20 protein-coding genes are annotated in these 22,935 nt (G+C 58.0%); 9 read left to right on the forward strand and 11 right to left on the reverse strand.

Going from position 1 to position 22,935, the window contains the following annotated elements:
* Window positions 1-5: 5 nt before the first annotated feature.
* The 6 genes from ACIQZK_RS03400 (at window position 6) to ACIQZK_RS03425 (ending at window position 7,758) form a co-directional block, all read left to right on the forward strand.
* Entirely contained in the window at window positions 6-917 is a 912-nt protein-coding gene (locus ACIQZK_RS03400; RefSeq protein WP_397574918.1) for an MBL fold metallo-hydrolase, read from the forward strand.
* 109 nt (window positions 918-1,026) lie between these two features.
* Window positions 1,027-2,019 carry a quinolinate synthase NadA gene (gene nadA, locus ACIQZK_RS03405; RefSeq protein ID WP_397574919.1) on the forward strand — a complete coding sequence of 331 codons (993 nt, stop codon included), beginning with the start codon at window positions 1,027-1,029 and terminating at the stop codon, window positions 2,017-2,019.
* A gap of 135 nt (window positions 2,020-2,154) precedes the next feature.
* Window positions 2,155-4,263 carry a transglycosylase domain-containing protein gene (locus ACIQZK_RS03410; protein WP_397574920.1) on the forward strand — a complete coding sequence of 703 codons (2,109 nt, stop codon included), beginning with the start codon at window positions 2,155-2,157 and terminating at the stop codon, window positions 4,261-4,263.
* Window positions 4,260-5,819, forward strand: a complete 1,560-nt coding sequence (locus tag ACIQZK_RS03415; protein WP_397574921.1) for a S1C family serine protease — start codon at window positions 4,260-4,262, stop codon at window positions 5,817-5,819. The genes ACIQZK_RS03410 and ACIQZK_RS03415 overlap by 4 nt, the downstream gene beginning before the upstream one ends.
* Before the next feature lie 42 nt (window positions 5,820-5,861).
* Window positions 5,862-7,316 (forward strand): ABC transporter substrate-binding protein, encoded by a 1,455-nt coding sequence (locus ACIQZK_RS03420; protein ID WP_397574922.1) that lies wholly within the window; start codon window positions 5,862-5,864, stop codon window positions 7,314-7,316.
* Between the two features lie 19 nt (window positions 7,317-7,335).
* Window positions 7,336-7,758, forward strand: a complete 423-nt coding sequence (locus ACIQZK_RS03425) for a DUF4112 domain-containing protein (RefSeq protein WP_397574955.1) — start codon at window positions 7,336-7,338, stop codon at window positions 7,756-7,758.
* Here the strand turns inward: ACIQZK_RS03425 and ACIQZK_RS03430 are convergent.
* The 4 genes from ACIQZK_RS03430 to fsa form a co-directional block, all read right to left on the reverse strand.
* Window positions 7,755-8,486, reverse strand: coding sequence for a ribonuclease T (locus ACIQZK_RS03430; RefSeq protein ID WP_397574923.1), 732 nt, complete (start codon window positions 8,484-8,486; stop codon window positions 7,755-7,757). The two genes, ACIQZK_RS03425 and ACIQZK_RS03430, sit on opposite strands and share 4 nt — an antisense overlap.
* Window positions 8,473-9,321: a carboxylating nicotinate-nucleotide diphosphorylase gene (gene nadC / locus ACIQZK_RS03435; protein ID WP_397574924.1), complete on the reverse strand. Its 849-nt coding sequence runs from the start codon at window positions 9,319-9,321 to the stop codon at window positions 8,473-8,475. The genes ACIQZK_RS03430 and nadC overlap by 14 nt, the downstream gene beginning before the upstream one ends.
* 80 nt (window positions 9,322-9,401) lie before the next feature.
* Window positions 9,402-10,037 (reverse strand): GTP cyclohydrolase I FolE, encoded by a 636-nt coding sequence (gene folE / locus ACIQZK_RS03440; protein WP_324479518.1) that lies wholly within the window; start codon window positions 10,035-10,037, stop codon window positions 9,402-9,404.
* 160 nt (window positions 10,038-10,197) lie between these two features.
* A complete protein-coding gene (gene fsa / locus ACIQZK_RS03445) occupies window positions 10,198-10,851 on the reverse strand; it encodes a fructose-6-phosphate aldolase (protein ID WP_395635459.1) in 654 nt (217 codons plus the stop codon).
* Window positions 10,852-11,026: 175 nt separating this feature from the next.
* On the opposite strand from fsa, the gene ACIQZK_RS03450 reads away from it, so the two are divergent.
* Together ACIQZK_RS03450 and ACIQZK_RS03455 are read left to right on the forward strand one after the other, a co-directional pair.
* Window positions 11,027-13,204, forward strand: coding sequence for a primosomal protein N' (locus tag ACIQZK_RS03450; protein ID WP_397574925.1), 2,178 nt, complete (start codon window positions 11,027-11,029; stop codon window positions 13,202-13,204).
* Window positions 13,205-13,301: 97 nt separating this feature from the next.
* Complete coding sequence (locus tag ACIQZK_RS03455; protein WP_397574926.1) at window positions 13,302-15,248, forward strand: alkyl/aryl-sulfatase; 1,947 nt, start codon at window positions 13,302-13,304, stop codon at window positions 15,246-15,248.
* Between the two features lie 4 nt (window positions 15,249-15,252).
* Here the strand turns inward: ACIQZK_RS03455 and mltG are convergent, their stop codons facing one another.
* The 7 genes from mltG to ACIQZK_RS03490 all read right to left on the reverse strand — a co-directional run bounded on the left by mltG (window position 15,253) and on the right by ACIQZK_RS03490 (window position 21,315).
* A complete protein-coding gene (gene mltG, locus ACIQZK_RS03460; protein WP_397574927.1) occupies window positions 15,253-16,224 on the reverse strand; it encodes an endolytic transglycosylase MltG in 972 nt (323 codons plus the stop codon).
* A 4-nt stretch (window positions 16,225-16,228) separates the two neighbouring features.
* Complete coding sequence (gene fabF, locus ACIQZK_RS03465; RefSeq protein WP_397574928.1) at window positions 16,229-17,485, reverse strand: beta-ketoacyl-ACP synthase II; 1,257 nt, start codon at window positions 17,483-17,485, stop codon at window positions 16,229-16,231.
* Window positions 17,486-17,634: 149 nt separating this feature from the next.
* Complete coding sequence (locus ACIQZK_RS03470) at window positions 17,635-17,868, reverse strand: acyl carrier protein (RefSeq protein ID WP_125229739.1); 234 nt, start codon at window positions 17,866-17,868, stop codon at window positions 17,635-17,637.
* Between the two features lie 93 nt (window positions 17,869-17,961).
* Window positions 17,962-18,699 (reverse strand): 3-oxoacyl-[acyl-carrier-protein] reductase, encoded by a 738-nt coding sequence (fabG, locus tag ACIQZK_RS03475; protein ID WP_395629468.1) that lies wholly within the window; start codon window positions 18,697-18,699, stop codon window positions 17,962-17,964.
* Window position 18,700: 1 nt separating this feature from the next.
* Window positions 18,701-19,504 (reverse strand): crotonase/enoyl-CoA hydratase family protein, encoded by an 804-nt coding sequence (locus tag ACIQZK_RS03480; RefSeq protein WP_333569313.1) that lies wholly within the window; start codon window positions 19,502-19,504, stop codon window positions 18,701-18,703.
* The gene (gene fabD / locus ACIQZK_RS03485; RefSeq protein ID WP_397574929.1) at window positions 19,504-20,442 is read right to left on the reverse strand and encodes an ACP S-malonyltransferase; all 939 of its coding nucleotides are present in this window, start codon (window positions 20,440-20,442) and stop codon (window positions 19,504-19,506) included. Before fabD ends, ACIQZK_RS03480 begins: the two co-directional genes overlap by 1 nt.
* A 36-nt stretch (window positions 20,443-20,478) precedes the next feature.
* Window positions 20,479-21,315 carry an LD-carboxypeptidase gene (locus ACIQZK_RS03490; RefSeq protein WP_397574930.1) on the reverse strand — a complete coding sequence of 279 codons (837 nt, stop codon included), beginning with the start codon at window positions 21,313-21,315 and terminating at the stop codon, window positions 20,479-20,481.
* A 188-nt stretch (window positions 21,316-21,503) separates the two neighbouring features.
* On the opposite strand from ACIQZK_RS03490, the gene ACIQZK_RS03495 reads away from it, so the two are divergent.
* Window positions 21,504-22,898 (forward strand): glutamate ligase domain-containing protein, encoded by a 1,395-nt coding sequence (locus ACIQZK_RS03495; RefSeq protein ID WP_397574931.1) that lies wholly within the window; start codon window positions 21,504-21,506, stop codon window positions 22,896-22,898.
* Window positions 22,899-22,935: the final 37 nt, after the last annotated feature.

The following is a 22,935-nucleotide window of genomic DNA, read 5'->3' on the forward strand; positions in this document are numbered from 1 at the left end:
ATTTCATGAGCAACTGGCCCGATAGCATAGAAGCTGGCGAAACCGAGCAGCACGAACCACTTGTGCGCCGCGTGCTTGCGCCCAATGCCTCCCCGTACACCTATACAGGCACGCAAACCTGGTTGGTGGGCGCAGGGTCCGATGTCGCGGTAATCGACCCGGGCCCAGTCGGTAGCGGAATGAGCGTCGGCGATCCGGCTGATATCAATGGCGAGGGTCATGTCGAGGCGATCTTGCGCGCTGTTGCCGGCAAGCGTGTTGCAGCCATCATGTGCACGCACACCCACCGCGATCATTCGCCAGCAGCGGCACCGTTGAAGGTGGCGACAGGCGCGCCCATCATTGGTTGCGCGCCGCTTGTCTTGCGCGACGATGGCCCGCGTTCCGATAGTGCTTTTGACCCGGATTATGCCCCCGACCGCATCCTTACCGACGGTGAACGTATTTCAGGCGACGGGTGGACGTTGGAAGCCGTCACGACCCCCGGCCACACCAGCAACCATATATGCTATGGACTGGTCGAGAGCGGGGCGCTGTTTACCGGCGACCATGTCATGAAATGGTCCACCAGCGTCGTCAGCCCGCCCGATGGTGATATGAGCGACTATTTGGCGTCTCTGCAAAAATTATATGAGCGCACGGACCGTATTTATTACCCCGCACATGGACCGGCGGTCGAAAACCCTCGGCAGCTTGTGCGCGGCATGATTGGACACCGGCGCCAGCGGGAGCGCCAGATTTTGAATTTGCTTGAGGCAGGCGAGGGCCACATTCCCGAAATGGTCGCTGCGATGTACAAGGGGCTCGATCCGCGTCTGACGGGCGCTGCCGGTCGTTCCGTGCTGGCGCATCTCATCGATTTGCAAAATCAGGGCCGGGTGACTGCCCAAGGCGAAGGTTGGCATTTAATCCCGTAAAAAACAGCGTAAAAGCGCGCGCCAGAACTTGTTTCGATCGGCCTTATCGACCACATAGGGCTTCACTTGAGACGCAGATGACAAATCTGCAACGCAAAGGTACGATAGCATGAACGCCCCGACGCCCCGCGAAAATTTACAAGGCCTTGATCTGCTCGCAGAGATCAAACGGCTGAAAAAAGAACGCAACGCGGTCATTCTCGCGCATTATTACCAAAAGCCAGAAATTCAGGACCTTGCCGATTTTGTGGGGGACTCGCTTGAACTCAGCAAGCGTGCGGCGGAAACCAACGCGGATGTTATCGCTTTTTGCGGCGTTAAGTTCATGGCCGAGACCGCGAAGATATTGAGCCCGCAAAAGACCGTCATTTTGCCCGATATGGCGGCGGGTTGTTCATTGGAAGATGCGTGCCCCCCCGGAAAATTCAAGGCTTTCCGGGAAGCACATCCCGACCATATCGCGCTGACATACATCAATTGTTCGGCGGAAGTGAAAGCGCTGTCTGATATCATCGTCACATCCTCAAGTGCTGAAACGATTTTGAGCCAGATTCCACCCGAACAAAAAATCATTTTTGGGCCGGACCGGCATTTGGGCGGCTATCTGAGCCGTAAGTTCAACCGTGAAATGCTGCTGTGGCCGGGCGTGTGCATTGTGCATGAGGCGTTTTCGGAAACCGAATTGCTGAAACTGAAAGCGCAGCATCCCGGGGTTCCTGTGGCCGCACATCCCGAATGCCCGCCGCACATCATCGATCATGCGGACTATGTCGGCAGCACCAGCGGTATCCTGCAATATGCGCAGACGATAACGGGCGACACGCTCATCGTCGCGACCGAGCCGCACATCATCCACCAGATGGAAAAGGCGGAACCCACCAAGACCTTCATCGGTGCGCCGGGGGCTGACGGCAACTGCGCCTGCAATATCTGCCCTTATATGGCGCTCAACACGATGGAGAAGCTGTATCTCGCGCTGCGCGATCTTCAGCCGCAGATTCATCTCGACGAAACCGTCGGTTTGGCTGCCAAGAAGAGCCTCGACCGCATGCTTGAAATGGCAAGCGGGACCGTCGGTAAAGGCGACCTAGGTCGCGCCTAGCCCGATCTGCAGAAAATTTGGACGTGATTGGCTGGATGCGGGTGGACGCTAAAAAAGCGTCTTCATCTGACGTTCAGCGAAATGCGTAAATATACCCTCGCATTCGCCGTTATATCGATATAATACAGCCACGCGATGCTTTTCCGGCGCTCCTCTTCTAACATTCCTTCGGATATTGATGGTCGGCTTGCGGCCTTCGATGAAAGCTATGCGCAGCGCTTTCCCGATGATCCGCAGCCTTGGAATCCCGATGCTAAGCCAGCGTCGACACGGCGCCTTATCTTGGGCAAGACCCGCTGGTGGTGGTTTAGCCGAACCAGCGCGGCCCTGCTTGGCCTGTTTATATTGTTGATATTGTGGCTTGCGATTACGGCGCCATTGTCCAAATCGCTTCAGCCCATCGCACCGCCGCGCATTACTCTGCTGGCGTCGGATGGTACGCCCATCGCACGGAACGGGGCTATCGTCGACAAACCGGTTGATGTCGGCACGCTGCCCCCGCATGTGGTGCAGGCGTTTTTGTCTATCGAAGATCGCCGATTTTATTCGCATTTCGGTATCGACCCCCGCGGCCTTGCGCGTGCGTTTTGGTCCAATGCTTTTGGCAGCGGAATGACGCAGGGCGGAAGCACGATTACGCAGCAGCTCGCGAAATTCACGTTTCTGACGCCGGAGCGCAGCCTTACGCGCAAGGCGCGCGAGATGCTCATTGCCTTCTGGCTGGAAGGGCGTTTGACGAAGGACGAAATTCTTGAGCGCTATTTGTCGAACGTCTATTTTGGCGACAATGTGTACGGCCTGCGCGCAGCGTCTTTACATTATTTCTACAGGCAACCCGAGCGGCTGACACTCAGCCAGTCGGTGATGCTTGCCGGACTTGTTCAGGCACCGTCGCGGCTTGCCCCGACAAAGAACCCCGAACGGGCGGCCAAGCGAGCGCAATTGGTGCTGAATGCAATGGTCGCCAATAATGTTATTACGCGGGCCAAGGCCGACGCGACACCGGTCGCGCGGCTTGACGTTCGCGTGCGGGAAACGCTGCCCACGGGCACCTATTTTGCGGACTGGGCCATTCCCCAGGCACGGCTGCTGACCGACAGCGGTTATGCCGACGTCAGGATTACCACGACATTGGATGCGCGATTGCAGAACATCGCCCGCAAAGTTGTGGCGCGATCCGCCGTTGGCAATGCCCAAATCGCGCTCGTTGCCATGCGCCCCAATGGCGAAGTCGTGGCCATGGTCGGTGGCCGAAGCTATAAGGATTCCGCGTTCAACCGCGCGACACAGGCAAAGCGGCAGCCGGGTTCGACCTTCAAACTGTTTGTCTATCTGGCGGCGCTCCGTTCGGGGATGACGCCTCAATCGTTAATTGCCGATACGCCGATCAATGAAGGCGCGTATCGCCCCAAAAATTCGGGGCAGAATTACCGCGGTGATATTACGCTGGAGCAGGCATTTGCCCAGTCAAGCAACGTGGCTGCGGTCCGCCTCTATCAAAAAGTTGGCGGCGAAGCGGTGGTACGCGCAGCGACGGATCTCGGCGTGCGCAGTCCATTGACGATGGACCAGAGCATGGCGCTGGGCAGTTCGGGCCTGACGCTGATTGAGCTGACCGCTGCCTATGCCGGTGTGGCTGGTAACCAGTGGCCCGTTGAACCGCACGCCATCAAACGCGAAGAGCAAGGATGGATCGAGTGGCTGTTCTCTGGACCGCGTTCATTCAGCAGCCGTACGCACCAGATGTTGCTCGATTTGCTGGGTGCGACGGTCAATAAGGGGACCGGACGCGCGGCGCGGCTGTCCATCCCCGCTTATGGCAAAACCGGAACGAGCCAAGATAACCGCGACGCATTATTCGTCGGATTTGCGGGTGACTTGGTCGTCGGTGTCTGGATCGGCAATGATGACAACACCCCGTTGCGCGGCGTTAACGGCAGCGGTTTGCCGGCGCGCATCTGGCGCGATTTCATGGCGCAGTCGATCCGCAATGCGGCGCCTGCGGCAAGGCCAAAGCTGCGTCAGCAACCTGATCCCGAAGGCCCGATTGAACCGTTGGATTTACCCGAGCTCAGCGAATTTCCTGTCGATGTTGGCAACGCGGAAGTCCGGATTGACCAAGGACAGGGTGTGACCGTGAACGCGGAGGTCGGTGGCATGCCGGTGGAGGTCAAGCTTAACCGTGACGGTATGAATATCCAGCCCGCGCCGCCCGAAACCCGACCAGCGCAAGGCCCGCGATGATGGTCGTCCGGTCCTTGCATTCAAGCATCAAAAAACTCGTGCTCGCATTGGCATGTGTCCTCAGCGCGGTCGTTGCGACCCCGGTATATGCAGATGCCAGTGATATTAGCGCTGCCGCACGCAGTGTCGTGCGCATCGTCGTTTTTAGCTCCGCAGAAGGCCAGCAGACCATTGTCAGCATTGGCTCTGGCGTGGTTGTTGACCGCAACAAGGTCGTTACCAACGCCCATGTCGTTGAACAGGCGCGCTTCGACGACAGTGTCGAAATTGTCGTTGTGCCCTCCGACGGGACCCAAAGTTATCGCGCCACAGTGTCCGCCGTGGTTGCGCGCAAGGATCTTGCGCTCCTGCGGCTTTCTTCGGGCGCATTGGTCCCCGCAAGCATATTTGCGGGCACGGTATCCGATGGCGCGGATGTCTTCGCAATTGGCTATCCGGCCAGCGTGGATGTCGCGCTTGAACAAAGCGAGGCGGACGTACTGCGGCCGCAACCGCCCGTTAAAACGCGGGGCACTATTTCGTCGGGCCGGACATCGAAGTCCGTTGAATCGCTTTTACACACCGCGCCCATTGCACCGGGCAATAGCGGCGGGCCGATTGTCGATGCATGTGGCCGCGTTGTCGGCATCAACAGCTTTGGATCGGTGGCGAACGAGGGCGGCGCCGAGTTCTACTTCGCCATTTCGACCCGCGAGCTGGCGGCATTTCTCGACAATCAAGGTGTCGCATTCCGGACGGTTCGTGGCGATTGCCGCTCGGTCGCGGAATTGACGCGCGCTGAGGCGGAGCTTGAAGCGGCCACCCGCGCCAAGGTCGAGAAAGAAGCACGCGTCGCCGCCGAATTGCAACGCAGCCGTGAAGGCAAAGTGCGCAGTGACGCTGAACACGCCGTGATATCGGCCCGCGAAAACCACATTGCGCTTGCGGTTTTGCTGCTGGTCTTAAGTGCTGTCGCCGGTGGCGCAGCGTGGCAATTTTCGGAGCGGGCGCAAAATGACCGTTTCAAAGCGGCTGCCGCTACGGGCGCGATATTACTGGTTTCGGCCGTTGGCATTTTTGCAGCGCGTCCTTCTTTCGACGAAGTTGATGACAGGGTGCGCGCGGCCCTGACTGCGGATGCGCCGCAGGACGAAGCGGTCAAAGCGGCCGTGACCGAAGTGGCCAAAATATGCGTGCTGCAGCCCGAACGCAGCCGTATCACCATGTCCGAAACCGCCGATGTTGATTTCACATGGCGGCCGGACGGATGCGTCAATGGGCGCACGCAATATGTCGAAAGCGGCGGGCGGTGGGTCCGAAGCTTTGTGCCGAACAATGACGCACAAATTTCGGTGACGAGTTACGCCCCCGACACCAATATCTATCGTATCGAGCGTTTTCTCCCGGGTACAGATGCCATGCAGTCCGCCCGCGAAGCGCGCCAGCGTTATGACGTGAAGACATGTACAACCGACGCGAGCCAGCTGACCAACATCGACAATATGAATAAGGCGATTGCCGCACAATTGCCGCCCGCCCCGAACGAGATATTGCTGTTCACCTGCACTGACCGTTGAATCGTGGATTGTGCACCCCGACATTCTGATTATGGTGGCCGCATGACCCGCCTGCTGCCGTTTTTGCTTTTGTTGCTGTCGGCGACGCTTGCCGGTTGTTCGCAGGGCGTCGACAATGAACGGGTCCGCGTCGATGTGATTGAGGATCGTCCCAAGCCTTTTAACGTGTCCGCTGTGCCATTGCCGCTCGCCTCTGCCTATCTGCGCAGTGCCACGGCGCAGGGGCTTGTTACCTTCGATGAAAAAGGACGCGTTGCGCCGGGGTTGGCGAGCCGCTGGATCGTCAATGACGACGGTATGAGTTACATCTTCCGCCTGAACAAGGCGCGGTGGAACGATGGGCGCGAACTAGACTCGCAAGAGGTCGCACAGCTTTTGACCCGGCGCATAAGCGAACTCAAAAAGGGACGTCTGGGATCAGAACTTGCCGTCATCGACCGCGTCGTCGCGATGACAGGTAAGGTCGTTGAAATCCGGCTGAAGGCCCCGATGCCTTATTTGCTTGAGCTTCTTGCTTTGCCTGAATTCGGGTTATTACGTCGCGGTGCCGGGTCCGGCCCGATGCAGGCCAAGAAATTGGGTCAGGCCATGCAGCTGCGGCGCAACGAAATGGATGCCGATGGGGCGGCGGTTCTGGGCAACGCAACCGTTACGCTCCGCCGCGGCGAAGCTTCGTTGGTGCTCGCGCGTTATGTGCTTGGGCAGACCGATTTGATTGAGGGCGGCCGGTTTGAAACCTTCCCGTTGCTCGACGCGGCAAAGATCAATGCTAATGAGATCCAGTTTGATGCTGTTCCGGGTTTGTTTGGATTAATGGTCGTGCAAGCCGGTCCCTTTTTGGCGGACAAGGACAACCGCACTGCAATCGCCATGGCCATTGACCGGCCAAAGCTGCTCACTGCTTTCGATATTGTCGCATGGCGCGAAACGGTCACGCTGGTGCCCGAAAGCTTGCCAAACCGCGCGGACATTGCCCGGCCAGATTGGGCCGCACCGTCCATGGATCAAAGACGGTCGATGGCGGCTGCAAGCATCGCAAACTGGAAGCGTGCGAATGGGACCATCCGGCCTTTGCGTGTTGCCTTGCCACGTGGATATGGCAGCCGCATATTTTTCGCGCGCCTGCGCGCTGATCTAGCGGCCGTGGGTATCGAGATTGAACGGGTGACCGCCGACCGGCCGCATGACCTACGTTTGATTGACCTGACGGCGCAGCAATCCAGCCCTTCATGGTATCTGGACCAATTGTCCTGCAAATTTGCCGCGATATGCAGCGCGCGGGCGGACGCAATCGTTGCAGAAGCGCGCATGACACAGGACATGGCGGTGCGCGCGCAATTATTGGGGCAGGCGGAAGCCGAAATGCAGTCCACGGTCGGCTTTATTCCAATTGCCAATCCGCTGCGCTGGTCGGTCGTGCGGCCGGGGCTTTTGGGGCACTTTGCCAACGGACGGGGCTGGCACCTGTTGCAATATCTCGGGCGGGACCCAACATAAGTCCAAAGGAGTTATGCCAGTGCCGATTTCGCAGGAACAGTTCGCACAAATTGCCAAGGATCTGCCCGGAATGGGCAATGACCCAAGGGCCGTTCGTATGCGCGTCGAAGCACTCGAAAAGCTACTTGAACGGGCATTTCACATTCCCGGCACAAAAATTCCGGTGGGCTTGGACAACGTCATCGGCTTGGTGCCGGTGCTGGGCGACCTCGTGACCGCAGCCATGGGCGCCTATATGGTCTGGGAAGGCCGCAATCTGGGCATGTCAAAATGGCAGCTGCTGCGCATGAGCGCGAATATCGGCATTGATACCGCGATTGGCGCGGTGCCGTTTTTGGGTGATGCCTTTGACTTGGTGTGGCGTTCCAATACGAAGAACCTAAAGATCATCCGCAAGCATCTGGACAAACATCATCCGTCCACGCGGATTATCGAACGTTAACGCCCGCGCCAGATTTTGACTGGTGCTGTGCGGGATGCAGCCCGGCTAAAGCTGGGACATCTTCGCGGTTTGAATGTGCGGTCTAGGCAAATGCGTACTTCCTGAAGCCAGCCTTTCGGGCTGACCTTTACCGTCACCGAGCCCGCTGGCATCCCGTCGTTTAACTCGGCAAATCTCTCAGCAATCGTCGCTGCGGTTAATGCTGTTCCGCGTTCTGGCTCGCGCGAAAGCCGCGCCATGTCGGGAAACTCAAGCGCGTTGAACAGCAGCCGCGCTGCACCGAAATAAGCCTCCGGCGTTTTGGCGATGCAGCTGCCATGCTTGGCCCATTGGTGCTGCAGCAATTGGGGCGACGGGCTAAGGCAGATGTTGTTGCTAATGGTCTGCCGTGGCAACACACCCACCGGCCGGCAATATTGCGGATAATTTGGCCCTTTTGCTTCGGGCCACAGGCCATGAAGAATGAAGCCAAAGTCGCCAATTGTTCCGGAACATTGGAAGCGCACCGCCGGGTCGCGTTCGCGTCCACGGCAAAATTCGGGGCTCCAGCTTAATGCCAAAATATAGCCGGCAATTGCCGTGCGCCGGACCTGATTGGGTGACGGCAACTCAAGTGCTGGACGGGGCAGATAATGTGTGGGCTGACACTGCCATGCTTGCGCCAGCGCCGGTGCTGGCGATAGGCACGCCGACGCGCCTATAAGGACGAGGCCGCTAAGCCTGCGCAAAATCCAAGCCGATATCCGCAGCGGGTGCGCTTTGCGTCAAGCGTCCAACCGAGATGTACGTAACGCCGGTTTCGGCTTTTGCGCGAATGCTATCAAGCGTGACACCGCCCGACGCCTCTGTCGGCACGCGGCACGCAATTAAGGCAACTGCGGTGCGCAGCGTATCTGCGTCCATATTGTCGAGCAGCAAATGGCTCGCGCCCGCCGCAAGCCCTGGTTCGATCTGCGCGATGCTATCGACCTCTAATATGATGCGTTCGACGCCAGCTTCGCGTGCGCGTCGCACCGCCTCTGCCACGCCGCCTGCGACCGCCACATGATTGTCCTTGATCATCGCGGCATCCCACAAGCCCATGCGGTGGTTCGTTGCCCCGCCCATGCGCGTGGCGTATTTTTCAAGTACGCGAAGCCCGGGAATGGTTTTGCGCGTATCCAATAGGGTGCAGCCCGTGCCCGAAATCGCATCAACATATTGCCGTGTTAGCGTGGCGATGCCCGAAAGATGTTGGACTGTGTTCAGTGCGGACCGCTCCGCCGTCAGCATTGCACGGGCATTACCCCGAAGGCGCATAAGCTCCGTTCCAGCGGCAACCTGCTGTCCTTCTTCGACAAGCAGCTCGATTTCCATCGCGGGATCGAGCGAACTGAAGAACGCGACGGCAATCGGCAGGCCTGCAACGACGATTGCGTCACGGCTATCCATCGTGCCTTCAAACCGGACATCCGCAGGAATAACGCTTTGCGATGTAACGTCGGTTCCGGTTGGCCCCAGATCTTCGGCAAGCGTCGCGCGGACAAAGGCGTCGAGATCAAAATGGGGAAGGGTAAAGGCCATGTCAGTGCAGTCCGGCGATTCTTATCGGATGGGGTTACCCCCATCCATAAGTGCGTTCGAACCGGGCAGCAATGCCGTAATCAGTAGCCCATCAGGCTCATGACTTCCTTGCGGCTGGATTGGTCGTCCAGAAAGCAACCGATAAGCTTTGACGTGACCATGCCAACGCCATGCACCTTCACACCGCGGCCCGTCATGCAACCATGTTGCGCCTCAATGACAACGGCGACGCCCTCTGGCTTCAAATGTTCCCAAATGCAGTTTGCGACTTCGGCGGTCAGGCGTTCCTGCACCTGAAGCCGTTGTGCAAAACCGTGCAGCACGCGCGCCAGCTTTGAAATGCCGACAACGCGATCCGTTGGCATATAGGCAATCGATGCCTTGCCAATGATCGGCGCCATATGGTGCTCACAATGGGATTGGAACGGGATATCCTTTAGCAGGACCAGCTCATGATATCCGCCGACTTCCTGAAATGTCCGCGACAGATGCGCAGCCGGGTCTTCCGCATAGCCGCCACAATATTCGCGCCATGCGCGGCCCACGCGTGCGGGTGTATCCAGCAAGCCTTCACGGGCTGGGTCATCACCGGACCAACGGATTAACGTGCGAATGGCGTCTTGAACGTCGTCAGGAACGACAATTTTGCCGTTCTCACCAATTTCGTCTTCATAATGTATATGTGCGATGGGAAACACCTTTTCGGGCTGGTTCATCTTGGGTCTCCAGCGGTCTTAATTGCCCGCCATGTTTATCCCCAAAAATAGGTCCGCCCGCCTTTAAAATCTATACGGCGAATAACCCATAGGCACTTCACCATGATGCGATGGGATATCTGGCGCGGGCAGCTCCTTAATGAAGCCCGCGCCGATAGCTTTAGCCGATGGCTTGTCCGGTCTTCGCCCAGTCTGCCAAAAAGCCTTCAATGCCCTTGTCCGTCAGGATATGTTTGAACAGGCCCTTGATGACAGCAGGAGGTGCAGTCATGACGTCAGCGCCGATTTTCGCTGCTTCAAGCACATGCACACCATGGCGCACGCTGGCGACGAGGATTTCAGTGTCGAATGCATAATTGTCGTAAATCAGGCGAATGTCGCTGATCAGCTGCATGCCGTCAAAGCCATTGTCATCATGACGACCTACAAAGGGCGATACAAATGTTGCACCGGCCTTGGCCGCCAGCAGCGCTTGGTTGGCAGAGAAGCACAAGGTCACGTTGACCATGGTCCCTTCTGACGTCAGCGCTTTGCAGGTTTTCAGACCATCAATCGTCAATGGCACTTTGATGCAGACGTTGCTTGCAATTTTGCGGAGGATTTCAGCCTCTTTCATCATCGTTGCATGGTCCAGCGCAACGACTTCGGCGGATACAGGTCCGTCGGTCAGCGCACAAATTTCGCGGGTAACTTCAATGAAGTCCCGACCCGATTTGGCGATCAAAGTGGGGTTGGTGGTGACGCCATCAAGCAAGCCAGTCGCTGCCAGATCTTTGATATCGGCAATGTCAGCGGTGTCGGCAAAAAATTTCATGGCACGTTATTCCTGATAGTAGATTCGGATGATTGCCTAATGCCAAAGTCAGGGCGGAAATGACAGGCAATATTCCGTGCGGATTTGCCGCAATATATCACGCCAATGGAACATGCTTTTGAATTGGCTGGGATAGGTGGGTGACGTCCCTTGATTGTCTGCCTATATCGACGGGATGAATCCTCCCACCAACCGTGTCCGTGTCGTCCTGTTGACGCAAGCGATTGGTCCGCTCGACTATCGGTTGCCTGCGGGTATGGAGGCGGGCCCCGGGTGCGTGGTAATGGTCCCGCTGGGGCCGCGTAAATTGCCCGGTGTTATCTGGGATGATGATGTTTTTGGCGATGAAGCCGTCGATGCCAGCAAACTTCGGCCTGTGTTGGAACGGGTCGACTGTCCGCCACTTGGGCAAGGGTTGCGCCGCCTCGTCAACTGGGTCGCCGATTATTATCTGACCAGCCATGCCGCGGTGTTGCGGATGGTCCTGGCATCGTCTGCGGCGTTTACGGTGTCTGGTACGATCATTGAGTATCGGCGCACCGGCTTTGAACCCGCTCGGCTCACCCCGCAACGCGCCGTGGCGCTTGACGCATTGGAAGGTGCGCAAGGCCTTGTTCGTGAGCTTGCGGCAGAAGCGGGGGTTAGCGATGCTGTTATCCGCGGGCTGATAAAGGCAGGGGCTTTTGAGCCTGTCACGATCAGCGTCGATTCTCCGCTGCCTGAACCCATTGCAGATTTCGGCGCGCCAAAATTGAATGACGCGCAAATGGTCGCGGCAGACGCAATGGTCACCGCCGTGCGCTCGGGCGGGTTTGATACTTTCGTCCTCGACGGTGTGACCGGGTCTGGCAAAACCGAAACCTATTTTGAAGCGGTTGCCGAAGCCATTCGCTTGGGCAAGCAAGTTCTCGTTCTGCTCCCCGAAATCGCCCTGACGACGCCGTTTCTGGCCCGTTTTGAAGCCCGTTTCGGGGTGGAGCCTGCCGTGTGGCATAGTAATTTGCGGTCAACGCAGCGCCGCCGTGTGTGGCGCGCGGTGGCGGACGGCAGTGCAAAGGTACTTGTCGGTGCACGGTCGGCTTTGTTCCTGCCCTTTGCCAATCTGCGGCTGATCATCGTCGACGAAGCGCATGAGAGCAGTTTCAAGCAAGAAGATGGCGTGCGGTACCATGCCCGCGATGTTGCCGTGATGCGTGGCCGCTTTGAAGGCTTTCCCGTGGTGCTGGCGTCGGCCACACCCGCTTTGGAATCGCGCCATATGGTTACGATTGGCCGCTATAAGGGGTTGGAAATCCCGTCCCGTTTCGGCGCGGCCAAAATGCCGGAGATCAAGGCGATTGACCTCACCTTGGACGCGCCCGAGCGTCAACATTGGATTGCGCCCACATTGCTCAAAGCGTTGGAAGAGCGCGTGGAACGCGGCGAGCAAAGCCTGTTGTTCCTCAACCGGCGCGGCTTTGCGCCGCTCACTTTGTGCAGGACATGTGGCCACCGCTTTCAATGTCCCAATTGCACGAGCTGGATGGTCGAACACAGGCTGGTTCGCCGGCTTGCGTGCCACCATTGCGGCCATGTCATGCCGCCGCCCGATGAATGCCCTGAATGCGGCGAAAGCGATACCTTGGTCGCCTGTGGCCCAGGCGTTGAACGCATTTGTGATGAGGTAAATCGCCTGTTGCCCGATGCGCGCACCATCGTTGCGACATCGGATACATTATGGTCGCCGGAAAAAGCCGCCGAGTTCGTCTCGCGGGTTGAAGATAAGGCGGTCGACATCATCATCGGCACGCAGTTGGTGACCAAGGGATATCACTTTCCTGAGCTGACCTTGGTCGGGGTTATTGATGCCGACCTTGGTCTTGAAGGCGGCGACTTGCGTGCGGCCGAACGGACATTTCAGCAAATCGCGCAAGCGGCCGGCCGGGCAGGGCGGGGCGAAAAGCCGGGTGAGGTTTTTATACAGACGCGTAATCCCAACCACCCCGTCATCGCCGCATTGGTCGCGGGCGACCGCGACGCATTTTATGATGCGGAAACCGAGCAACGCAAATCTGCTGGCGCCCCGCCGTTCGGACGCTTCGCCGCGATCATCATTTCATCAGAAGACGAACGTGAGGCGATTGAAGCGGCGCGGGCGGTCGGTGGTGCCGCACCGCAGGTTGACGGCATGTATGTTTACGGCCCTGCGCCAGCGCCGCTCGCTATGCTGCGCGGTCGCTATCGACAGCGGCTGTTGGTTCATGCGCAACGTTCGGTCGAGGTGCAGACCATCATTCGCGAATGGCTGGGCAGCTTGCATTTCCCCCGCAGCGTTCGGGTCGGGGTGGACGTTGATCCCTACAGTTTCTTATAAATTCTGATGGTTGGATTATCCCGGGGTTAAAATACCTGATTTACCTGCGCCGCCTTATGATGCATCGTCTAAAAAAAATTTTGGGGGAGAGACCAACATGCAGAAATTCTTATGCGCCCTGCTATTGAGCACGGCGTCGGCTACAGGCGCTTTCGCGCAAGACGCCAAGCCAGCATCGGACGCCACTATTGCCGCGCAGCGCAGCATGGCGGCGCAGCTTCCGGTCGAAGATGGTCGTGACCTCGAATTTGCAGATCGCGGGTTTCTTGGAAGTCTGGCGGACCCCATCATAAGGAACAAAGATGGCAAGCCTGTCTGGAATCTCGGCGCATATGACTGGATGGGCAATTCGGCATCGCCGGACACCGTAAACCCCAGCCTGTGGCGGCACATGGGGCTTTTGCGCAAGCATGGCTTATATGCGGTGACCGACAATATGTGGCAAGTGCGCGGGTTTGATGTGTCCAACATGACCATCATCAAAGGGCAAACGGGCTGGATTATCATCGATCCATTGACCAGCCGCGATACGGCGGCGGCAGCGTTGAAGCTTGTGAATGAAAAGCTGGGCACGCGCCCTGTTTCTGCGGTTGTTTATAGCCATAGCCATGGCGACCATTTTGGCGGGGTGCGCGGCATCGTCAATGAAGCCGATGTTAAAGCCGGCAAAGTCGCCATTATCGCGCCCGAACATTTTCTGGCTGAAACCGCGTCCGAAAATGTCATGGCCGGGCCGGCGATGGGACGGCGGGCGACATTCCAATTTGGCACGAACTTGGCACCGGGGCCGCAGGGTCAAATGGGCAGCGGCATCGGCAAAGGCATTGGCGGTGGCGACATTACGCTCATTCCGCCAACCATCGACATTCGCAAAACCGGCGAAGTGCGCGAAATTGACGGCGTGAGCCTTGAATTTCAAATGGTGCCCGAGACAGAAGCGCCAGCTGAAATGAACGTTTATATCCCCTCAGCGCGCACATTTTTGGCGGCTGAAATAGCAACGTGCAGTCTGCATAATATTTTGACCCCGCGCGGTGCGAAGGTACGCGATAGCTTAAGCTGGTCCGGGTTTCTCAACGAAGCCGTCAACCTTTACGGCGACCGCAGCGATATAATGATTTCAAGCCATTGCTGGCCGCGCTTTGGGCAATCCGAGGTCAAAGGATCGCTGTCGGGGCAGCGCGATAATTATCGATATATGCACGACCAGACAGTCCGCATGATGAACAAGGGCATGACCCAGGCCGAGATTGCAGAGGTGTTGAAAGCGCCGCCAGCCATTGGCGACCAGTGGTTTAACAAGGGCTATTACGGCACCTACAGCCACAATTCGAAGGCGATATATCAATATTATCTTGGCTGGTACGACGCAGTCCCTGCCAATCTTAACCCCCATCCACCCGAAATTCGCGCGGCGAAAATGGTCGCGGCAATGGGCGGCGCAAAGAAACTGCTCGCGGCGGCCAAAAAGGCGATGAAGGCGGGGGACTATCGCTGGTCTTCGGACCTGTTGAACCAATTGGTCTTTGCCGATCCCAAAAATGTTGAAGGCCGGGCTTTGCTGGCGGACAGCTATGAACAGCAAGGTTTTCAGGCTGAGTCCGCGATTTGGCGTAATATGTTCCTGACCGGTGCGGCTGAGCTAAGGCAAGGCATGAAGGCGGGCGTAAGCACGCAAAGCATCGACATGATTTCAGCGATACCCACTGGCCTGTTGCTCGATTCTGTCGCGACCCGACTGGATCCGACGATTATCGGCAATACGTCGCTGAACCTGAATTTTGTGATTTCCGACCGGAAAGAGACAGCAAAAGTCACCGTCGGCAACGCGGTGATGATCAGCGAAATGGGAGCAGGCCATGCTGCGCCAGCCGTTACCGTTACCGGACCGCGTCAGCTGTTCCTCGCTTTGTTGTTCTTGAAAATGCCGGCGGCGCAATTGCAAATGGCTGGGCTGAAGATCGAAGGCGACCGGTCGGTCGTTGACAAGCTTCAGGCCGCGCTTGACCCGATGCCGGGCGCATTCAACATCGCTGAACCTTAAGGGATTACATTTCTCCGCGTTCGCGGCGGATTGCGTACCATTTTTTGACGTTGGCGTTGTGCTGTTGCAGCGTGTCGGCAAACACATGGCCGCCCTTGCCATCGGCGACGAAGAATAACGCGCTCGTCGCTTGCGGGTTCAACACGGCGGCAATCGCGGCGCGTGACGGATTGGCAATGGGGCCCTTTGGCAGGCCCGCCATCGCATAAGTGTTATAATCGTTGACGTCGCTTATTTCGGATTTGCGGATGCGGCGGCCAAGCGGTTTGCCTTTGGTAATCGGGTAAATGATCGTCGGGTCCGCCTGAAGCCGCATGCCCTTGCGCAGGCGGTTGGAATATACTCCGGCCACAATCCGCAGTTCGGATTTCAGCGCCGTTTCCTTTTCGACAATCGACGCCAGCGTCAACGCCTCAAGCCGTGTTTTAACGACCGTGTTCGGGCTACGCTCTGGCCAAAGCTCGTCCATTGTTTTTGTCATCGCGTCTTGCATGCGTTTCAGCACGGCAGCGCGCGGCTCGCCTATGCCAAAGGCATAGCTGTCGGGAAGCACGGAGCCTTCGGCCGGCATTGCGATAGTGCCGCTGAGGCGGTCATTCGCCATCAAGCGTTCGTAGACCATGATCGACGGCATCCCCTCGGGGATCGTGACCATCCGCTGGACGGTTTTGCCGCCGGTGAGGATGGACAATATCTCGGAATTCGACGCCTGCGGTTGGATGATGAATTCGCCAGCCTTAATCGTGCCGGTGCCGCCAAAAATGCGCGCGCGGTTTACGAACGCGTCGGCGGACTTGATAACGCCGTCTTTTTCAAGCTGCTGTGCGGCCAGGGTAATGCTGGAGCCCGGCTTGATAACGACAGTCACTTCGCGCTCCAGCGGACCGGGTGCGGTCCAGCCGTAGATGAAGTTGCCCGCAATGATAGCAAGCAGCAGCGCCGCCGCTAATATCGCCCATCTGGCGAGGCGGCGCATATCGTCAGATCGCCTTCATGATCAGGCTGGCATTCGTACCGCCAAAGCCAAAGCTGTTGTTCAACACAGCTTTCACTTCACGTTTTCTGGCCACATGCGGCACCAAGTCGACGCCGTCTGTGCCTTCATCCGGATTGTCCAGATTGAGCGTTGGCGGAACGATTTGGTCGCGGAGCGCGAGGATGCAGAAAATGCTTTCGACCGCGCCAGCGCCGCCGAGAAGGTGGCCGATGGCGGACTTGGTCGAGCTCATTGAGACGTTCGCAATCGCATCACCAAATAGACGCTTCACAGCGCCAAGTTCGATGGTGTCGGCCATCGTCGATGTGCCATGCGCGTTGATATAATCAATATCGCTTGGCGTCATGCCGGCCTTTTTCAACGCCATCTGCATCGACCGATAGGCGCCGTCGCCATCGGGATGCGGCGCGGTGACGTGATAGGCATCGCCCGAAAGGCCATAGCCAACAACTTCGGCGTAGATTTTTGCGCCGCGCGCCTTTGCGTGCTCATATTCTTCCAGAACGATAATGCCTGCGCCTTCACCCATAACAAAACCGTCGCGGTCCTTGTCATAGGGGCGGCTTGCGGCTTCGGGACGGTCGTTAAAGCTCATGTTCAGTGCGCGTGCTTGCGCAAAGCCCGCGATGCCCAGTGGGTTAATCGTGCCCTCTGCGCCGCCAGCCAACATAATGTCGGCGTCATCGTCGCGGATCATGCGTGCGGCATCACCAATGGAATGCGCGCCCGTGGAACAGGCGGTCACTACGGCGTGATTGGGGCCTTTCAGGCCATATTTAATGCTGACCTGACCAGAAATCAGGTTGATGAGCCGGCCATGCACGAAATGCGGGCTGACGCGACCTGGGCCTTTTTCAGCGAGCAACAATGCTTCGCTTTCAATGCCGGGCAGACCGCCAATGCCGGATCCAATGGAGCAGCCTGCGCGCACTTTTTGTTCTTCGGTCAATTCGGTGAGGCCGGCATCTTCCAATGCCTGACCTGCGGCATCGATGCCGTAAATGATAAAGGGATCAACCTGCCGCTGAACCTTGTGGTCAACGCGCTTGTCGGGGTCAAAGCCCCATGCGTGGTCCTTTGGCTTTACCTCGCAGGCAATATGACATTTATGGTCGCTGGCGTCAAAACGCGTAATCATGCCCGCGCCGGATTTGCCGGCAATCAGGTTGGACCATGTCGTTTCGACATCAGCCCCCAAAGGTGTAACCAGACCCAGTCCAGTGACCACGACACGACGCATTGCGTTATCTCCAAAATGCTAATCTTCGCAGCCCAATACCGCGAACAAGTGCCAAAATGCAAACGGCTTTCCGACGGTAGCGCTGATGGCGCTGGTCGGAAAGCCGTTGGAATTTATAACTGCCCGCGCGACACAGCGCGCGAGACGGTTCAGCCGTTGCTGTTGATGAAGTCGATCGCGTCCTTAACGGTAGCGATCTTTTCAGCCGCATCGTCAGGGATTTCAACGTTGAATTCTTCTTCGAACGCCATGACGAGTTCGACGATGTCGAGGCTGTCTGCGCCAAGATCGTCGATGAAGCTTGCAGCTTCCGTGACCTTGTCAGCTTCAACGCCGAGATGCTCAACTACAATTTTTTTGACCCGTTCTGCGGTATCGCTCATTTTTGTGCCCCTTATATTGTTGGGAGGATGAATTTCAGTAATCGCCCTAATGTCCAGATTGCCCGCTGGCAAGTGGCAAGCGACGGTTATGCTTCAAAGCATCGCCATGCCGCCATTTACATGGATTGTCTGGCCCGTGACATAGCCAGCCTCTCGCGACGCGAGATACGCCACCGCAGCGCCAATATCTGCGCCTTCGCCCATGCGTCCCATTGGGATACGGGCGTTCAGCGCTTCCTTTTGCGCATCGGGTAAAGTTTCGGTCATCGCGGTCGCAATGAAGCCCGGTGCGACGCAGTTTGCGGTGACATTGCGGCTGGCCAGTTCCTGCGCAATCGCCTTGGTCATGGCGGTGAGGCCGCCTTTTGATGCGGCATAATTGGCCTGTCCGGGGTTGCCGGTCGTGCCCACAACGCTGGTTATCGTGATGATACGGCCGAAGCGTGCTTTCATCATCGGTTTGGTCGCAGCGCGCATGAGGCGGAATGTCGCTTCGAGGTTGATGCGGATGACGTCATCCCATTCCTCATCCTTCATACGCATGGTCAAATTGTCGCGTGTAACGCCCGCATTATTGACCAATATGTCGATCTTGCCCAATTTTTCGAGCGCAGCCGGGACAAGCGCTTCAACGCTATCCTTGTCGCCAAGGTTGCATGGCACCGCGACATGATCGCCGCCCAGTGATGCGCGAAACGCCTCAAGCTTTTCGACGTTAGAGCCGGAAACAGCCAGCTGCGCGCCTTGAGCCGCAAGCGCGTGGCAGATTGCGCTGCCAATACCGCCCGATGCTCCGGTGACGAGTGCTGTCATGCCAGTAAGATCAAACATATTATTCTCCCTTAAACTCGGGTGCGCGTTTTTCGAGGAACGCGGTGATGGCTTCATCATTATCCGCGGTGGCATGCGCAAGGCTTTGCATAGCGGCGGACATTTCGAGGATATTTTTCAGGTCCGCCGTCTGCCCTTCGCGCAACAGCCGCTTGGTCATGCGGACGGCATGTGGCGGGTTGGCGGCGATCTTGTCCGCCACCTTGCGCGCGGCGGTCATCAGATCGGCATCATCCACAACTTCGGACACGAGGCCAATGCGCAGCGCCTCTGCCGCGTCGATGGTTTCGCCTGTCAACGCAAGCTCGGTCGCTTTGGAAAAACCGACGATGCGGGGCAAAAGCCATGCGCCGCCATCACCCGGCGTAATGCCAAGGCGCACAAAGCTCTCCGCGAATTTGGCCGAGGCTGCTGCGATACGAATGTCGCACATCGTGGTTAGGTCAAGCCCTGCACCAATGGCGGGGCCGTTGACCGCAGCAACAACCGGAACCTCAAGCGCCTGAAACATCAGCGGGAGCCGCTGAATACCATATTTATAGTTCCGCCGCGTTTCGGCTGGCAATCCGGCGCGCAGGCCGCCGCTGTCGGGGCGCATCTGTTTCAGGTCGCCGCCAGATGAAAACACCGTTCCTGCCCCCGTCAGGATGACGCAGCGCACCGACATATCTTGGTCCGCAGCCATGAAGGCATCGCAAATCTGCTCGACGACGCCGACGTCCGATATCGGGTTGCGCTTTTCCGGCATGTTCATCGTGATGGTCAATATGCCGCCATCGCGCGACTGGAGAATTTGGTCCGTCATTATATCGCTTTCAACAAAGCTTCGATGTCATCCATGCTGATGACGCTCGTGGTGGTGATGTCTTCATGCGTGCTGCGCTTCACCATGGGGGATAGCACTTTGCCGCCGAACTCAACGAAATGGGTGACGCCGGTCTCTGCCATCGCGATTGCGGACTCACGCCAGCGCACGCGTCCCGTTACCTGCTGCACCAATTGCGCGGCGATGAGATCGGGTTCGGACACCGGCGCTGCCGTCACGTTCGCGAAAAGCGGGACCAGCGGCGCATGAATGGTCGTCGTGCCAAGCGCGTTTTGCATTTCATCGGCCGCCGGTTGCATCAATGGACAATGAAAGGGTGCGGACACTGGCAACAATATTCCGCGCTTGATCCCATGGTCCTTGGCCAGCTCAATGGCGCGATCAATCGCGCCTTTATGCCCTGAAATCACCACCTGCGATGGATCATTGTCATTTGCGACGGTGCAGGTTTCGCCCTCAGCCGCCGCAGCAGCCAATGTTTCGGCTTTCTCGATATCTGCCCCAAGCAATGCAGCCATGGCGCCAATGCCAACGGGAACAGCGGCCTGCATGGCGCGTCCACGAAGTTTCAACAATGCGGCCGTCACGGACAATGGCAACGCGCCAGCGGCACATAGCGCGCTATATTCGCCCAAGGAATGGCCCGCGACGAAATTGCATTTTTCCGAAAGGCGGACGCCGCCTTCGGTTTCGAGCACGCGCAATGTCGCAATGGCATTTGCCATAATCGCGGGCTGGGCGTTCTCGGTCAGCGTAAGTTCGCTTTCGGGGCCATCACACATCAATCGGAACAGATGTTGGCCAAGCGCTTCGTCGACTTCCTGAAACACCGCGCGGGCGGTGGGGCTGGCGTCGGCAAGCGCTTTGCCCATGCCAACCGCCTGGCTGCCTTGTCCTGGAAATATAAATGCGCGCATATTCGCTCCCGTCAGTCCGTGTTTGTGCCAAATCGCCTATGGCGCGGCGCTGGATGATGCAAGCCCGAACGGCACGATGCGGTTATCCGCGTCATGGCCAATGTCCGCGCGGCCCAGATAGGCGATGCCCGTCTTGGCACACCAGCGCCGGGCAATGTCTTCGGCGCCTTCCCCAAATGGCCGGTCATTTTCGGGCACATCGCTGACCCGGCCAAGGCGCAATCCGGCGAGGCCAGCCGATTGCAAATGGGTACTGACATTGAAAAAAGCTCGGTCAAATCCATAGAGATATTCGCTGACTTCCTCGACCATCAACACATGGCCATTTAGGTCCGGCATCAAGGGCGTTCCGGCCATCATGGCCAGCGTCATCAGGTTGAACGCGGCATGTTTTTCCCCGGCCTGCACATGCGGCTCAAGCGCCTGCGGCGATTGGTGCACGATCCAGTCAAGCGCACGGGTCACGGCTGCATCGCCGCCTGCGCGCCGTATGTCTGCGGGCATGGGGCCATGGCACACGCGGCCAATGCGCGCGCGATATAAAGCGCCGAGCACATTGCCGGCGTCGCTATAGCCCATATATATCTTGTCAGCCGCGGCGGATTTTAGAGCCGTGACAGCGTCTTCGGCGATCCGGCATGCGCCATATCCGCCACGCACAAACCAGACCGCATCAAAGCTGGGGTCGTTGGCAAGCGCCACAAAAGCGTCGCGCCGTTCGTCATCCGAACCCGCGAAATGCCCCGCCTCGGCAAAGCATTGGTCATGAAAGTAAAGCTCCGCGCTTGGATGCGACCTTGCGGCAAGCGCCGAAACGCGTGCAGCGTCTTCACGCGTAAAGGGCGTCGACGGCGCGCAAATCCCGATTTTCATGAAAAACCTTCCATCCCCACACCGTAGCCCTGAGCCGTCAGCGCGCAAGCGCTGGCGAAAAGTCGAAGGGCGCTTTGCCGCCGATAGCCGCCCTTCGACGGACGCAGCCGCGATGCGACTGCTGCTCAGGGCTGCGGTTACCTTCGCTTGCCATTGCCAAATCTCCTCTTACCCAATAACCGACGCTTATGCACAAAAACAAATCCTATTTCTTCTGTGGCATTGGCGGTTCGGGCATGTTGCCCTTGGCGAATATCGTTCGCGATGCAGGCGCAACCGTTGCCGGGTCGGACCGCGCGTTGGATCAGGGCCGCTTGGGCGCGAAGTTTGAATGGTTACAAAGCCTTGGCATCGACCTGTTTGCCCAAGACGGCAGTGGCCTTATCAGCGGTGACCAAATCCTGATCGCGTCTGCCGCTATCGAAGACAGCGTGTCTGATGTTGCCAAGGCGAATGCTTTGGGCTGCGCCCGCATGACGCGCGCCGAGCTTCTCGCGGATTTATTCAATAATGCGCCGCGCAGCGTTGCCGTTGGCGGGACCAGCGGGAAATCCACCGTCACGGGCATGATCGGCTGGATATTGACCGATGCAGGGCTGGACCCGACCATCATGAACGGCGCGGTGATGAAAAATTTCGTCGCCGATGACGCGCCTTTCGCCAGCGCGCGCGTCGGGCAGGGGGATGTTTTTGTTTCGGAGGTCGACGAAAGCGATGGTTCTATCGCCTTGTTTACCCCCGAAGTCGCGGTGCTTAACAATGTCAGCCTCGACCATAAAAGCCTTGAAGAATTGCGTCAGCTGTTCGGTGACTTTGCCAAGAAAGCAAAGACAAGCGTGTGGAACGCCGATGACGCGGAGACTGTGGCGCTCATTGAACCCTTGGCGCTGGCAGGGGCGATCAGCTTCGGCTTTTCAGCGCGGGCGGATTTCCGTGCGACCGATATCGTGGACCTGCCGCTGGGCAGTCGTTTCACGCTACACGCAATGGGCGATACCCATGACGTCGCGCTTATCGTTCCCGGTCGCCACAATATTGCCAATGCACTTGCCGCCATCGCCGCTGCGACCGCGCTCGGCGTGACCGTTGCGCAGGCCGTTCGCGCGATCGAGCGGTTCAATGGCCTTGCCCGCCGCTTCGACATTGTTGGTACCGCAAACGACATCACCGTCATCGATGATTTCGGCCATAACCCCGACAAGATCGCCGCAACGCTTGCCACACTCAAGGCCTTTCCGGGCCGGATCATCGCCTTCTTTCAACCGCATGGCTACGGCCCAATCCGCGTGATGGGTGCTGAATTGGCAGGCGTATTTGCAGACATGCTTGGCAAGGACGATCACCTCATCCTCTGCGATCCTGTCTATTTCGGCGGCACTGTCGACAAAAGCGTCGGCAGCCAAAGCATCACCGACGCAGTCACTGCCGCCGGACAAAATGCCGAGTACATCCCGGCGCGCGAAGACTGCGGCAACCGCATGGTCGATCTCGCGGTACCCGGCGACCGCATAGTCATCATGGGCGCGCGGGATGATACGTTGAGCGCGTTTGCGGCAGATATTTTGGCACGGCTTGGCGCTTAGCAATATCTCGACGTCGGGCCATTCCGGCGAATCGCTT

Source organism: Sphingorhabdus sp. (genome assembly GCF_044338195.1).
Classification (GTDB): Bacteria; Pseudomonadota; Alphaproteobacteria; order Sphingomonadales; family Sphingomonadaceae; genus Sphingorhabdus_B.

Excerpts from the sequence above, each read along its gene's own strand:
- ACIQZK_RS03400 (WP_397574918.1), top strand. The coding sequence starts at position 6 with ATGAGCAACTGGCCCGATAGCATAGAAGCTGGCGAAACCGAGCAGCAC.
- nadA (WP_397574919.1), top strand. The coding sequence starts at position 1,027 with ATGAACGCCCCGACGCCCCGCGAAAATTTACAAGGCCTTGATCTGCTC.
- ACIQZK_RS03410 (WP_397574920.1), top strand. The coding sequence starts at position 2,155 with ATGCTTTTCCGGCGCTCCTCTTCTAACATTCCTTCGGATATTGATGGT.
- ACIQZK_RS03415 (WP_397574921.1), top strand. The coding sequence starts at position 4,260 with ATGATGGTCGTCCGGTCCTTGCATTCAAGCATCAAAAAACTCGTGCTC.
- ACIQZK_RS03420 (WP_397574922.1), top strand. The coding sequence starts at position 5,862 with ATGACCCGCCTGCTGCCGTTTTTGCTTTTGTTGCTGTCGGCGACGCTT.
- nadC (WP_397574924.1), bottom strand. The coding sequence starts at position 9,321 with ATGGCCTTTACCCTTCCCCATTTTGATCTCGACGCCTTTGTCCGCGCG.
- folE (WP_324479518.1), bottom strand. The coding sequence starts at position 10,037 with ATGAACCAGCCCGAAAAGGTGTTTCCCATCGCACATATACATTATGAA.
- fsa (WP_395635459.1), bottom strand. The coding sequence starts at position 10,851 with ATGAAATTTTTTGCCGACACCGCTGACATTGCCGATATCAAAGATCTG.
- ACIQZK_RS03450 (WP_397574925.1), top strand. The coding sequence starts at position 11,027 with ATGAATCCTCCCACCAACCGTGTCCGTGTCGTCCTGTTGACGCAAGCG.
- ACIQZK_RS03455 (WP_397574926.1), top strand. The coding sequence starts at position 13,302 with ATGCAGAAATTCTTATGCGCCCTGCTATTGAGCACGGCGTCGGCTACA.
- mltG (WP_397574927.1), bottom strand. The coding sequence starts at position 16,224 with ATGCGCCGCCTCGCCAGATGGGCGATATTAGCGGCGGCGCTGCTGCTT.
- fabF (WP_397574928.1), bottom strand. The coding sequence starts at position 17,485 with ATGCGTCGTGTCGTGGTCACTGGACTGGGTCTGGTTACACCTTTGGGG.
- ACIQZK_RS03470 (WP_125229739.1), bottom strand. The coding sequence starts at position 17,868 with ATGAGCGATACCGCAGAACGGGTCAAAAAAATTGTAGTTGAGCATCTC.
- fabG (WP_395629468.1), bottom strand. The coding sequence starts at position 18,699 with ATGTTTGATCTTACTGGCATGACAGCACTCGTCACCGGAGCATCGGGC.
- ACIQZK_RS03480 (WP_333569313.1), bottom strand. The coding sequence starts at position 19,504 with ATGACGGACCAAATTCTCCAGTCGCGCGATGGCGGCATATTGACCATC.
- fabD (WP_397574929.1), bottom strand. The coding sequence starts at position 20,442 with ATGCGCGCATTTATATTTCCAGGACAAGGCAGCCAGGCGGTTGGCATG.
- ACIQZK_RS03490 (WP_397574930.1), bottom strand. The coding sequence starts at position 21,315 with ATGAAAATCGGGATTTGCGCGCCGTCGACGCCCTTTACGCGTGAAGAC.
- ACIQZK_RS03495 (WP_397574931.1), top strand. The coding sequence starts at position 21,504 with ATGCACAAAAACAAATCCTATTTCTTCTGTGGCATTGGCGGTTCGGGC.